Here is a 12,626-nt window from a genome sequence, read left to right as displayed (position 1 = left end):
CATCTTGCTGCCCGATGCACAGAAAAAACGCCACAGCCCTGCGCTTCCGTCGCAGTAATGCGAAAAAAGTTTCAGCCGCCGTCCCGTTGCGGCAAACCGGCGCATAAACCGGGCTTTCCCCTTTAACCAGCTCCGCAGGCGCGCAAAGATACCCGCAGCACACAGGAAAAAGACATGACCCAGTCCCCCGCCGTCCCGGCCCAGGAAGACGACCGCCCAACCATGCCTGCCCTGGCCAAGGGCTGGCGCTGCCGCTGCCCGGACTGCGGCCAGGGCAAACTGCTGCATTCCTATCTCAAGGTGAACGAGACCTGCAGCACCTGCGGCCTCGACTTGACCCATGCCCGCGCCGATGACGGCCCGGCCTACCTCACCATCCTGATCGTCGGCCACATCATGGCGCCGCTGATGCATGTGGTCTATTTCTCCTACCGGCCGGAGCCCCTGGTAATGTTCACGGTTTTCGCGATTGGCTGCCTCGCGTCTTCCCTCTATCTTCTGCCGCGGATGAAGGGGATCGTCATCGCCTATCAATGGGCGCGGCGGATGCACGGCTTCGGCAAGGACACCCCGGCAGGACAAGGGCAGTAAGACCATGAGCGAGACATATCTCAGCGGCGAGACCACAACCGACAAGACGGCCATCCGCAATGCGGCAACAGTGATCGCCATGCGCGGCCGGATGTCCGATGATCCGCAGGTGCTGATGGGTCAGCGCGGCGCCAAGGCCGCCTTCATGCCGAACAAATTCGTCTTTCCCGGCGGCGCCGTGGATGTGGCCGACGCAGAGGTCCCGCTGGCCTCACCGATTTCGCCGGTCTGCCAGGAGCGCCTCGCAGACAAGGCACCCGCAGACGCGCACCACGCCCTCGCCGTCGCTGCGGTGCGCGAGCTGTGGGAGGAAACCGGCCTGATCCTGGGCGAACCCGGCGGCTGGCAGGGCGACATCCCCGAAGACTGGCAGAGCTTTGCCGCCACCGGCCACATTCCTTCAGCCCGTGCGATGCAATTCGTGTTCCGCGCCCTGACTCCGCCGGGCCGCCCGCGCCGCTTTGACGCCCGTTTTTTCCTGGTCGATGCCGATCAGATCACCGGCGACCTGGACGATTTCTCCCGCGCCGCGGATGAGCTGTCGCATCTGCAATGGATCCCGCTCAGCCAGGTGCGCAGCTTCGATCTGCCTTTCATCACCGAAGTTGTGCTTGCTGAAGTCACCGCCCGCGTCCGAGACGCAGAGCCGCCGCAAAGCGTGCCCTATTTCCACAACAACGACGAGGCCAGCCTGTTCCTGCGCCTCAAGGGCTATCCGATGCCCGCCGACGGGTAACGTTTCCCGGCGCGGGAAACGTCCCGGAAAACACATGTTTTCCGAGCCGGAATTATCGCATAATTCCGGCGGCCCTGGCGCAGGCGCGGCGCTTCAGAGGGCCAGAACCAGCACCAGGATCGACACCACCAGAAGCCCCATCCCTGCCAGTTCGCGGCCCGTGACCTTTTCCTTGAAGAACAGCACGGAGGCCAGCAGCGACAGCAGCAGCTCAACCTGCCCCACCGCCTTCACATAAGCGGCGTTTTGCAGGGTGAAGGCCCAGAACCAGCAGAACGAGCCGCCCATGCTGGTCAGCCCCACCCAAACCGCAACTTTGCGTGCCTGCCATACCCGGGCGATCTCGCCCTTCTCGCGCAGGCCCAGCCAGACCAGCATGAAAAGCGTCTGCAGGCTCACCACCGCCGCCAGCGTCACGCCCGCGCGAAACATGGGCTCCAGATCGCCCAGCTGCAGCGACGCCCCGCGGTAGCTGACCGCGGAAAAGGCAAACAGAACCCCGGACCCCAGCCCCAGCTGGGATGCCCGGTTGGTCAGATGCCGCCACCAGGGGCCTGCCGCATCCGGCGTCTTGGACAGAACCAGCACCGCCGTCAGCCCGATCAGGATCGCAACCCAGCCGCCAAGGCTGACCGGATCTCCCAGCACCGCCAGCCCGACGATGGCAGTCTGAATAACTTCGGTCTTCTTGAAGGTGATGCCGACCGCAAAATTGCGCTGCTTGAACAGGGCCACCACGCAGACGGTGGCCAGGATCTGCGCGGTGCCGCCGATGGCTGCGAACATCCAGAATTTCGCGCCCAGTTCCGGCAGGCTACGCCCCGACACCATTAGGTAGGCGGCCAGCCCGGCCAGGATGAACGGTGCGGAATAGACAAACCGGGCGAAGGTGGCTCCGCCCGGCGACAGCGTCACGCTGCTTAGGACCTTCTGCAGCATGAAGCGCACGGTCTGAAAGCTGGCAGCAGCTATGGAAACGGGGATCCAGGCAAACATGCCTCCGCTTATGCGCCCTTATTCCCCCTGCTGCCAGAGCGGATGCGGCACCGGGTCCTTGGCGCGCAACAGGTAGTTGCGGAAAATCTGCAGGTAGTTGCTGTAGATATAGCCGTCATTGGCTGCCAGGAACTCCTCCCGGCGCGACCGGTAGAGCCGCGGCAGCGCATGCCAGGGCACGCCCGGATGCATGTGGTGCACGATGTGCAGGTTGTTGTTCAGGAACAGAAAGGCCAACGGCCCCTTGTCCTCGATCACCACGGTGCGGCCGCGCGCGGTCTCATGCGCGCGGTGCTCCAGGAAGGTGCGGATTTTCAGCAGGCCAAGGCCAAGATAGGCCCCGGCAAGTGCCGCCGACAGCGGCGCCGGCGATTGCAGAACCACCCAGACCACCGCCGCCAGACCAACGGCGTGCAAGCCCCAGTCGCGGACAATGCCCGGCTCGCCCCGGCGCGCCAGCCGCCAATCGCCCGCCATGAAACAGATCTGCCCGATCAGCGGCCCCAGCAGCACCCGGCCCAGCAGCGTGTTGTTCACCCGCAAGAGCGCCCTGCGCCAGACGGGCAGCCGCGCCCAGACCGCCGGATCCTGAAAATTGCTCTCCGGATCATCATAGGGATCCGTCAGCGCCTCATCCTCGTGATGCGCCAGATGGGTGTCGCGGAACCGGCCAAAGGGTATCGCCAGGCTCAGCGGAAAGAACATCAGCGCCTCGTTCAGCCGGCGGCTGCGAAACGGATGCCCGTGCAGCGCCTCATGGGTCAGCGAGGAATGCAGCGCCGCCATCACGCCCAGCACCAGCACCGTCAGTACCAGGCTGACCTGCGGCAGCAGCCACAGCACCCCCAGCCAGCCGCCGTAGCAGCCCAGGATCAGCCCCAGCGTACCCCACTCCACGCCCCGTGGCATGTATTCGCTGCAGCGCTCAGACATGGCTGCGCCCCCAGCTGATCTTTGCCCAGGCGCGCTCATAGAAAAGATAGACCGTGAACCCGATGCCTGTGTTGACCAGCGCCATCATCCCACCCGCCTTAACCGACCCGGTGGCAACCAGCCCCACCAGCGTCATCGTCATCAGCCCGAGGGCGTTCCAAATCACCGCCTTAACTATGGAGCGCCTGCGCGTTTCCATCCTGCCTCCTGAATGTCTTCGATAAGTGCTTGTTTCCAAACTACCGCAGCCGCAGACTGTGCAGAATTCCGAATGCAGTTAACAAAACCCACCATTCGTGATATTTCAAATCACATGATAGAAAATATCGACAAACGGGTGCGGGCTGAGCAGTTCCGGCAAAGATTGAACAAGGCCCTGCGCGACAGCGGCCTCAGCCAAAGCGCCCTGGCCCGCGCCATCGGCGTTGACCGCTCCACCATCTCGCAGCTGCTGACGGATGAGGGCGCGCGGCTGCCGAACGCGCATGTGGTCGGCGCCTGCGCCGGGGCGCTGGGGGTCTCCGCCGACTGGCTGCTCAGCCTCTCTGACCGCCCCGAGAGCGCCGCCGAATTGCTGGCCTCCAGCCTCACCCTGTCTGAGGCCCCCCGCGCACTGGTCGATGAACGGATCTTCGACTGGCACCAGGAGGCCGAGGGCTACAAGATCCGCCACGTCCCCGCTGCGCTGCCTGACATGCTGAAAACCCGGGCGCTGCTGGAGTGGGAATACGCCCCGCACCTGGGCCGCACCGCAGATCAGGCCATCGGCGCCTCCGAGGACCGGCTCACCTGGATGCGCCAGTCGCCGTCAGATTATGAAATCGCCCTGCCGCTTTATGAACTCGACAGCTTTGCCCATGGCGTGGGCTATTACGAGGGCCTGCCGCTGGAGATCCGGCTGGAGCAGCTGGATCAGTTCGAACGCCTCTGCGAACAGCTCTACCCCCGCCTGCGCATCTACCTGTTCGACGCCAAGCGGCTTTACTCTTCACCGATCACGATCTTCGGGCCGCTTCTGTGCGTCTTTTACGCCGGCACCCATTATCTCGCCTTCCGCGACAAGGAAAGGATCGCCACCTTCACCAGCCATTTCGACAACCTGGTGCGCGAAGCCGATATCACCGCACGGCAGCTGCCGGGGCGGCTGCGCGCGCTCAGGGCGGCGATTTCCTGAACATAGCAGCAGGGCCGCCGGAATTCGGCGCGAATTCCGGCTCGGAAAACACGTGTTTTCCGGGACGTTTCCCGCGCCGGGAAACGTGACCCACCCGTTCAGCCCTGCTTACACCTTCGGATCCGGGTTCTCAGTATGGCCATCCACCGCTATCACCTGCCCCGAAACCAGCCGCGCCGCGTCCGAGCCGAGGAACACCGCCATATTGGCAATGTCGCTGGCCTCGACAAACCGCCCCATCGAGGTGCCCGCGGCATAGCCCGCATAGACCTCATCCCGGGTCATGCCCTTGGCCGCGGCCTCGCGTTCCAGCACGCCCTCCATCCGCGGCCCTTCCACCGCGCCGGGGCAGATCACATTGGCACGGATGCCAAACGGTCCCAGCTCCATCGCCAGTGTCTTCATCAGCCCGATGACAGCCCACTTGGCGGAACAATAAGGCGCCCGGTTCGGGTAGCCGTACTGCCCGGCAGTCGAGGACGTCACGATGATAGACCCGGCCTTGGCGGCCTTCATCAAAGGTGCCGCATATTTGGCAGCCAGAAAGCAGCCCTCAAGGTTGACGCTTACACATTTGCGCCAGTCCTCCAGCGCGATGTCCTCAATCAGCGCCGTTGGTCCGGCGATGCCCGCATTGGCGCAAAGCACATCGAGCCCGCCCCAAACCTCGGCGATCTCCGCAAACAGCGCTTTAACGCCCGCCTCATCGGTGGCATCCACTGCCGTCGTGCGCCAGCCCTCCGGCACGTCTGCCAGCGCCACTGCGCTCACATCCGTGACCCAGACCTGATGCCCGACAGCGGCAAAACCCTCGGCCATTGCCCGGCCGATGCCAGACCCGCCGGCGGTGACCAGAACCCGGCTCACTCCTTCAGCGCTCACCGCGGCGCACCAATGGCGCGGCCCAGCCCATCGGGCACCGGCAGCGCCGCATGGGCCTCGGCCAGCTTGACCAGATTGGCCTCGATATGCGGCGCAGGCGGGGCGGAGCGGCGGGTCTTCAGGTCCACATGCAGCAGCATATGCTCACCGGTCGCCAGCAGCCGCTCGCCACAGAACATCTCGTGCCACAGGTGCATCTTCTTGCCTGCCCCCATGATCACCCGGGTGCGCACCTGGATCGGGTCGCCCGCATGCACCTCGTCGATATGGCGGATATGAGTCTCGGCGGTGAAGTAGCTGCCGCCGTTGGCGATATACTCCGCATCGCAGCCGATGATCATCATCAGCCGGTCAGTGGATTGCGCGAACGCGTCCAGATAGCGGCTCTCGGTCATATGGCCGTTGTAGTCGGTCCAATCCAGCGGCACCACGCGGCTCTGGGTCAGCACCGGCTGGCTCAGGTCTTCCAGATCTTCGATCTGGCGCACCAAGCCCGCCTCGCCCTCGCGGTTCAGGTCATGGCTGTTCTGCACCGCGCCGGCGCCCCAGTTGTTTGCGCCCAGCGCCCGCATCATACCGACCAGGTTGTCGTCCCGGTGCCGCTCCAGCTCGCGGATCGAATACTGGCCGGACTGCTCGTCCGACTGGCCCGCGATCAGGTCCACCAGCTCGTCGGTAAATTCCGGCACATCCATCAGCTTGGTCCAGGGCCAGCTAAGGCAGGGGCCAAACTGTGCCATGAAATGCTTCATCCCCGCTTCACCGCCGGCCACCCGGTAGGTCTCGAACAGGCCCATCTGCGCCCAGCGGATGCCAAAGCCGTAGCGGATCGCGTTGTCAATCTCTTCGGTGGTGGCGATGCCGTCCTTGACCAGCCACAGCGCCTCGCGCCAGACCGCTTCCAGGAACCGGTCGGCCACATGGGCGTCGATTTCCTTCTTCAGGTGCAGGGGATACATGCCGATGGCAGTGATGATCTCCTTGGCCCGGTCGATGACACCGGCCGGGTTGGCCTCGGTGGTGACCAGCTCGGCCAACGGCAGCAGGTAGACTGGGTTGAACGGATGCGCGACCACGATCTGGCCCGGGTTCTCGCGCCCGTCCTGCAATTGCGACGGCTTGAAGCCGGAAGTGGACGAGCCGATCACCGCATCCGGCGCGCAATGCGCCTGCAACTCAGCATAGACCTTCTGTTTCAGGTCCAGACGCTCCGGCACGCTCTCCTGTATCCACTCCGCGTCTTTCACCGCGTCCGCGATGGTCTCATGGAAGGTCAGAGTGCCCTCTGCGGGCAGCGCCACATTGCCCAGACCGGGCAAGCTCCGCCGGGCATTCCCCAGCACTTCGCCGATCTTGCGCTCTGCTTCCGGGTCCGGGTCGAACACCCGCACGTTCCAGCCGTTCAGAAGGAACCGCGCGGCCCAGCCGCCGCCGATAACCCCGCCGCCGATGATTGCTGCTGTTTTCATGTCAGAATACTCATCCAAGTCCAGGTCCATAGCGTGGCAATACCGACAAGAAATGCCACGCCTCCTACTTTTCCCGCTGTACTGAATCGCTTGCCGATCAAACCGATCACTGCGCCCGCCAACACCAATGCACCAGCGTTGAAGCCGCTTCCCACGAGAAACGCAATTTGCCCATCCTGTTGCCAGCCCTCATGAAGAAATGCCGGAGCGGCCAACGCTGCAGCCATCATGGCTACCGCGGCGGCAAAGTACCTCCATCCGCCATCGCTTGCCTGAAGAAAGGCAGAAAGACTAACAATCCCTGCAAACGGAAGCGTCATTACCAAAACCATGCTGAAATCCCCTTGTTGGTTATCATTCGCATCATTGGGTTTTCGCTCCCAAGTTCAAGCAGGACCCAATGGCCGGTGCACAGGGGGTGTACAGGGGGTGTACAGGGGGTGCACGCGTGGCACCCCCTCGAAAATCCGCTTACTTCGCCACCGGCGCGCGCTTGGTCAGCCCCAGCTTCTCGCGCACGTCGGCGGGGCCGATCACCCGCGCGCCCATGTTCGAGACGATGGTGTTGGCCCGCTCGACCAGCTGCCAGTTTTCTGCCAGCACGCCCTTGTCGAGCCACAGGTTGTCTTCCAAACCGACCCGCACATTGCCGCCCGCCAGCACTGATTGTGCCGCATAGGCCATCTGGTTGCGACCCAGCGCAAAGGCCGAGAAGGTCCAGTCGTCCGGCACGTTATTGACCATCGCCATAAAGGTATTCAGATCATCCGGCGCGCCCCACGGCACCCCCATGCACAGCTGCACCAGCGCGTTCGGCTCCAGAATTCCCTCTTTGACCAACTGCTTGGCAAACCACAGGTGGCCGGTGTCAAAGGCCTCGATCTCCGGCTTCACACCCAGATCGGTCATCATCTGCCCCATTGCCCGCAGCATCCCCGGCGTGTTGGTCATCACGTAATCGGCTTCGGCAAAGTTCATGGTGCCGCAGTCCAGCGTGCAGATTTCCGGCAGGCATTCGGCGATATGGGCCATCCGCTCGGTCGCGCCTACCATGTCGGTGCCCGCCTCTTTCAACGGCAGCGGGTTTTCTGTGTCGCCAAACACCATGTCGCCGCCCATGCCCGCGGTCAGGTTCAACACCACATCCACCTCAGCATCACGGATCCGGTCGGTCACTTCGCGGTACAGTTCCAAGCGGCGCGACGGCACGCCGGTCTCGGGATCGCGCACGTGGCAATGCACCACGGCGGCCCCGGCCTTGGCCGCGGCGATGGCACTATCGGCGATTTGCTTGGGGCTGCGCGGCACGTGCGGGCTGCGATCCTGGGTGCCGCCAGAGCCGGTCACGGCACAGGTGATGAAGACGTCCCGGTTCATTTCCAGAGGCATTTTTCTTTTCCCTTCGATGTACAGGGTTTTGCCGCGGGTTATCCCCAGGCTCCTCCCCAGATTCCGATTTGCGTTGCAGGCGACTCTGCCGCAGCCTTTTGCGGCACAGTTTACACCAGGCGAATCGAAGTTGATGAAATCCGCAAAAAACATCCTGCAGCCCGAGAACCGGCCGCTGAAAACAGCGGTTCTGGTTCTGGACGAATGCAACACGCTGTCCTTTGCCGCGGCGGTGGACCCGATGCGCGCCGCCAACCGGCTGGCCGGGCGGGCCGCCTTTGATTGGGATTATGTCAGTGTCACAGCCGAGCGGCCGATGCTGACCAGCGGCCTCACCGTGCCCAGCTTTCCGCTGGCCCGGCTGCAGGGCTGCGAGCTGCTGATTGTCGTCGCGGGCTTCCAGCTGGCGCGCCATGCCACCCCCAGCCTGCTGGCAGGCCTGCGCCGCATCGCCGCCAGTGGCGCCACCATTGCCGGCATCGACGGCGGGCCGTGGCTGATGGCCGAGGCAGGCCTGCTGGACGGCCACCCCGCCACCACCCACTGGGAAGACCTCGAGAACTTCTCCGCCCGTTTTCCGGAGGTGGACGCCCGCAACGACCGTTTCACCGTCTCGGATGCCCGCCTGACCTCCGGCGGCGCCACCCCCGCGATCGAGATGATGCTGCACATCATCAGCGCCCGCCATGGCGCAGGCTTTGCCTCCCGCGTGGCCGGGCTGTTTCTGTTCGATGGACCTGCCGCCCTGCCGCGGCCGCAAAGCCGCCTGGGCAACCGCGGCCACAGTGCCCTCACCGCCAAGGCCAACGCGCTGATGGAGGCCTCGCTGGATGAGCCGCTGCCGCTGGCGATGATCGCCGAGACCCTGGGCACCAGCCCGCGCAGCCTGCAGCAGCAGTTCCGGCTCAAGCTCAACACCACGCCGCAGGATCACTACCTGCAACTGCGCCTGGCCGAGGCCCGCCGCCTGGTGACCGACACCGCGATGCCGCTGATGGATGTGGCGATGGCGACCGGTTTCACCTCGCAGTCCAGCTTCGCCCGTGCCTTCCGCACCGCACATGGCACCTCCGCCCGCGACCTGCGCCAGGAACAGGCCCGCCCGACCGCGCATTAATCCCGGCAGGATCCTCTTCATCTGGCTGAAAATATCCCGGGGGTGAATTGCGCCTCAAGCGCAAGAGGGGGCAGCACCCCCTCCTCCGCCCGCCTCAATAAGGCATCGGATGCATCCGATGCGCAGCATTGATCTCGTCCAGCACTTCCTGGCTCAGTTCCAGCTCCACCGATTTCAAAATATGCTCCAGCTGCGCCAGACGGGTGGCGCCAAAGATCGCCGAGGCCATGAACGGCCGCGTGCGGCACCAGGCCAGCGCCATGTGCACCGGGTCCAGCCCGTGGCGCGCCGCGATCTCCAGATAGGCCGCCACCGCATCATAAACCCGCGGGCTGTGGCGTCCGCCAAGCTCCGGGCTGATGGACTTGCGCGAGCCTTCCGGCACCGCCCCGTCCTGGTATTTTCCGGTCAGCAATCCGGTGCCCAGCGGCGAAAATGCCATCAGGCCGACGTCCTCATTGACGCTCAGCTCGGCCAGGTCGGTGTCATACATCCGGCAGACCAGCGAGTATTCGTTCTGGATTGAGGCCACCCGCGGCCAGCCCTTCGCCTCCGCCAGCCGCAGCCATTGCGCGGTGCCCCAGGCGCTCTCGTTGGACAGGCCAAAGGCGCGGATGGTGCCGCGCTCCACCTCGCGCTGCAGCGCTTCCAGACAGTCCTCCATATTGGCCAGCGTCTCTTCGCGATTCTGGCTTGAGGGATCATAAGTCCAGTTCTGCCGGAACATGTAGCTGCCCCGGTTTGGCCAGTGGAACTGGTAGAGGTCGATGTAATCCGTCTTCAGCCGCTTCAGCGAGGCCTCCACGGTGGGCGCGATGGTTCTAGAGGAAATCGGCGCCCCGCCGCGCACGTGTTTCATCCCCTCGCCGGAATGTTTGGTCGCCAGGATATACTCGCCCCGCCGTCCGGTCTTTGCGTTCCAGGTGCCGATGATGCGTTCGCTGTTGCCCAGGGTCTCCGCGCTGACCGGATTCACCGGGTACATCTCGGCAGTGTCGATAAAGTTCACGCCACCCGCCAGCGCCATATCCATCTGCGCATGCGCCTCTTCCTCGGGCGTCTGGGTGCCGAATGTCATCGTGCCCAGGCACAGTTCGGACACCTTCATGCCGGTGCGGCCCAACGGGTTCATTTTCATCTTGCGCGCTCCCCTGCTGCGGATCTGACCGCGACCCTAACCGGCAGGGCGGCAAGTGCAAGCGGCTTGCCCCCGCGGCGCAAACCCGCCAGCCTGCGGGCAAACCGAGGAGGAGAGATGAGATGCCGCAACAGATCACCAAGGGCGTCAAGGCGCTGCTCGCGGAGGCCAACAGCCTTGTGGAGACGATGAGCGTCGAGGACGCCAAGCAGAAAGTGCTGGACGAAAATTACGTTTTCATCGACCTGCGCGACATCCGCGAACTGCAGCGCAGCGGTATGATTCCCGGCGCGTTTTCCTGCCCGCGCGGCATGCTGGAGTTCTGGATCGACCCGGACAGCCCCTATCACAAGCCTGTGTTCAACCAGGACAAGACTTATGTCTTCTACTGTGCCAGCGCCTGGCGCTCGGCCCTGAGCGCCCGCGCGGCGATGGAGATGGGGCTGAAACCGGTGGTGCATCTTCAGGGCGGCTTCACCGAATGGGCCAAACAGGGCGGCCCGGTGGTGCCGCGCGAAAGCTGAAGCCCGCCGCACCGCGCACGAAAACAGGCGGCTCCGGCAACTTGAGCCGATTGAGAACAAAAAGCGAACATGTTAGTTTGCCGGCATGCCGACTCATCTGCTTTCCTGCCGCAGCCGCAAACCCCGCCCGGCGCTGTCCCTGACAGAGGGGGTGGCGCTGGAACTGGCCCGGGTGCATGAGGCCTGCGGCCCCGCCCGCCACAGTTTTGCGCTGTGGCTGGCTGCTGCGGCCCAGGGACCGGTGCTGTGGCTGTCCGCACCGCAAGCCGGCAAACCGCTGAACCCGGACGGGATGGCGGAGGATGCCAGCCCGGCGCGGTTCCTGTTCGTGCAAACCGCCCGGACAGAGGACTTGCTCTGGGCAATGGAAGAAACTCTGCGCGGCGGCGCGGCGGCGCTGGTAGTGGCAGAGCTGGCAGAGCCGCCCGCCATGACCCCGGTGCGGCGGCTGCATCTGGCGGCAGAGGCTGGCGGCACCTTCGGCCCGGCGCCGGTCGGCCTGCTGCTGACCCCCGGCCTGGGCGGCGCCCAGGGCATCGAAAGCCGCTGGCACCTGGCCCATGCGCCCCGCCCCGCCAGCGGCCTGCCCGCCAGCTGCGGGGCGGCCGGACGCTCCCCGGCGGGCAGCCGCATGTGCTGGACATTGCAGCGTCTGCGCGCCCGCACACTGCCGCCGCGCAGCTGGCAGATCGCCCGGGCCCGTGCAGGCGGCCCGCTGCAGGCCGCCCCGCTGCCGCCCGGCGCGGCCAGCCAGCAGACCGCACGCCCTGCGGCTTCCCGGGTTCTCCCGCAACCGCAGTCACCGCTGGCTGCGCCAGCGCTGACCTAGCGGCATTGGGCCCGGCACCGGGCGTCGCCCGGTGCCGGGCCCAACAGGCAAAGGCTTTGCCAAAAGCCGCCGCCTGGCGGGAGAGCCTCCCCCTCCCGCGCCTCACGGCCGCACGCGCGAAAGTGAGCAGCCAGACCCCGCCAATCCGGCTACACTCTGCCTGCAGCACATAAGCGCAAAGGAAAGCACTGTTGGTCACACACCGAATGCAGCGGCGCAAACTGCTCGCCGGTCTCACAGCGGCGCTGCTGGCGCCGCAAGCGCTGAGGGCGGCGCCCTTGGCATATCAGCTGGTGCCGGAGGCAACCGATGTGCGGTTCACCTTCTTGCTCAGCGGCCAGCCGCAGCACGGGCGCCTTCCGGTCTCCAAGGCCCGCATCCGCATCGACCCGCAGAGCCTGGCCCGCAGCCAGGCCGACATCACTCTCGACGCCCGCCGTGCCCGCACCGGACTGGTGTTTGCCACCGAAGCGCTGAAAGGCCCCGGTGTCCTAGACACCGCACGCCACCCGCAGATCCGCTTCCGCTCCACCCGTGTCCGGCTCGGACCGGACGGGCGGATCTCGGGCGGTGCCGCGATCGAAGGAGAGCTTACCCTGCGCGGGACCACCCGCCCGCTCACCCTGCAGGCTGCACTCTACCGCCGCCCCGGCAGCGCCCCGGATGACCTCAGCGAGCTGGATGTGCAGCTGACAGGCCAGCTGAGCCGCGCCGCCTTCGGCGCCACCGGCTATGGGGATCTGGTTGCCGACCGCGTCCGCCTCGCCATCAAGGCCCGCATCCGCCGCGCGGGCTAGAGCCGCCGCCCCGGCACCGGCGCAGATGCCGAAAAACACCGCCGCGCAGAA

15 protein-coding genes are annotated in these 12,626 nt (G+C 65.3%); 7 read left to right on the top strand and 8 right to left on the bottom strand.

The window, feature by feature from the left end:
* Nucleotides 1-174 precede the first annotated feature (174 nt).
* Both N6L27_RS08240 and N6L27_RS08235 read left to right on the top strand, forming a co-directional pair.
* Nucleotides 175-591, top strand: a complete 417-nt coding sequence (locus tag N6L27_RS08240; RefSeq protein WP_271906767.1) for a DUF983 domain-containing protein — start codon at nt 175-177, stop codon at nt 589-591.
* 4 nt (nt 592-595) lie between these two features.
* Nucleotides 596-1,327, top strand: a complete 732-nt coding sequence (locus N6L27_RS08235; RefSeq protein WP_271906766.1) for an NUDIX hydrolase — start codon at nt 596-598, stop codon at nt 1,325-1,327.
* A 93-nt stretch (nt 1,328-1,420) separates the two neighbouring features.
* On the opposite strand, the gene N6L27_RS08230 is transcribed toward N6L27_RS08235, so the two are convergent.
* From N6L27_RS08230 to N6L27_RS08220, 3 genes are read right to left on the bottom strand one after another with little or no spacing between them, the layout of a single operon-like run.
* Nucleotides 1,421-2,323: an EamA family transporter gene (locus N6L27_RS08230; protein ID WP_271906765.1), complete on the bottom strand. Its 903-nt coding sequence runs from the start codon at nt 2,321-2,323 to the stop codon at nt 1,421-1,423.
* An 18-nt stretch (nt 2,324-2,341) separates the two neighbouring features.
* Nucleotides 2,342-3,256: a fatty acid desaturase gene (locus tag N6L27_RS08225; RefSeq protein ID WP_271906764.1), complete on the bottom strand. Its 915-nt coding sequence runs from the start codon at nt 3,254-3,256 to the stop codon at nt 2,342-2,344.
* On the bottom strand, nt 3,249-3,455 hold the full coding sequence (locus N6L27_RS08220; RefSeq protein WP_271906763.1) for a DUF2061 domain-containing protein: 207 nt from the start codon (nt 3,453-3,455) through the stop codon (nt 3,249-3,251). The genes N6L27_RS08225 and N6L27_RS08220 overlap by 8 nt, the downstream gene beginning before the upstream one ends.
* A gap of 114 nt (nt 3,456-3,569) precedes the next feature.
* Here N6L27_RS08220 and N6L27_RS08215 point away from each other — a divergent pair, with 114 nt between their 5' ends.
* Nucleotides 3,570-4,430 carry a helix-turn-helix domain-containing protein gene (locus tag N6L27_RS08215; RefSeq protein WP_271906762.1) on the top strand — a complete coding sequence of 287 codons (861 nt, stop codon included), beginning with the start codon at nt 3,570-3,572 and terminating at the stop codon, nt 4,428-4,430.
* Nucleotides 4,431-4,538: 108 nt separating this feature from the next.
* Here the strand turns inward: N6L27_RS08215 and N6L27_RS08210 are convergent, their stop codons facing one another.
* From N6L27_RS08210 to N6L27_RS08195, 4 genes are all read right to left on the bottom strand, one after another.
* Nucleotides 4,539-5,312 carry an SDR family oxidoreductase gene (locus N6L27_RS08210; RefSeq protein ID WP_271906761.1) on the bottom strand — a complete coding sequence of 258 codons (774 nt, stop codon included), beginning with the start codon at nt 5,310-5,312 and terminating at the stop codon, nt 4,539-4,541.
* Entirely contained in the window at nt 5,309-6,781 is a 1,473-nt protein-coding gene (locus N6L27_RS08205; protein ID WP_271906760.1) for a carnitine 3-dehydrogenase, read from the bottom strand. The genes N6L27_RS08210 and N6L27_RS08205 overlap by 4 nt, the downstream gene beginning before the upstream one ends.
* Nucleotides 6,778-7,113, bottom strand: coding sequence for a hypothetical protein (locus N6L27_RS08200; protein WP_271906758.1), 336 nt, complete (start codon nt 7,111-7,113; stop codon nt 6,778-6,780). The genes N6L27_RS08205 and N6L27_RS08200 overlap by 4 nt, the downstream gene beginning before the upstream one ends.
* A 139-nt stretch (nt 7,114-7,252) precedes the next feature.
* Nucleotides 7,253-8,170: a 3-keto-5-aminohexanoate cleavage protein gene (locus N6L27_RS08195; RefSeq protein ID WP_271906757.1), complete on the bottom strand. Its 918-nt coding sequence runs from the start codon at nt 8,168-8,170 to the stop codon at nt 7,253-7,255.
* A gap of 133 nt (nt 8,171-8,303) precedes the next feature.
* On the opposite strand from N6L27_RS08195, the gene N6L27_RS08190 reads away from it, so the two are divergent.
* The gene (locus N6L27_RS08190) at nt 8,304-9,287 is read left to right on the top strand and encodes a GlxA family transcriptional regulator (protein ID WP_271906756.1); all 984 of its coding nucleotides are present in this window, start codon (nt 8,304-8,306) and stop codon (nt 9,285-9,287) included.
* Nucleotides 9,288-9,381: 94 nt separating this feature from the next.
* On the opposite strand, the gene N6L27_RS08185 is transcribed toward N6L27_RS08190, so the two are convergent.
* Nucleotides 9,382-10,425, bottom strand: a complete 1,044-nt coding sequence (locus N6L27_RS08185) for an aldo/keto reductase (RefSeq protein WP_271906754.1) — start codon at nt 10,423-10,425, stop codon at nt 9,382-9,384.
* A gap of 122 nt (nt 10,426-10,547) precedes the next feature.
* On the opposite strand from N6L27_RS08185, the gene N6L27_RS08180 reads away from it, so the two are divergent.
* The 3 genes from N6L27_RS08180 (at nt 10,548) to N6L27_RS08170 (ending at nt 12,575) form a co-directional block, all read left to right on the top strand.
* Nucleotides 10,548-10,949, top strand: a complete 402-nt coding sequence (locus N6L27_RS08180; RefSeq protein ID WP_271906753.1) for a rhodanese-like domain-containing protein — start codon at nt 10,548-10,550, stop codon at nt 10,947-10,949.
* Nucleotides 10,950-11,034: 85 nt separating this feature from the next.
* Entirely contained in the window at nt 11,035-11,778 is a 744-nt protein-coding gene (locus tag N6L27_RS08175; protein ID WP_271906752.1) for a hypothetical protein, read from the top strand.
* Between the two features lie 191 nt (nt 11,779-11,969).
* A complete protein-coding gene (locus N6L27_RS08170) occupies nt 11,970-12,575 on the top strand; it encodes a YceI family protein (protein WP_271906751.1) in 606 nt (201 codons plus the stop codon).
* Nucleotides 12,576-12,626: the final 51 nt, after the last annotated feature.

This window comes from Leisingera sp. SS27, from assembly GCF_028368855.1.
Classification (GTDB): Bacteria; Pseudomonadota; Alphaproteobacteria; order Rhodobacterales; family Rhodobacteraceae; genus Leisingera.
The sequence above is the reverse complement of the archived record's forward strand: the minus strand, read 5'-3'. Positions and strand labels throughout refer to the sequence as shown.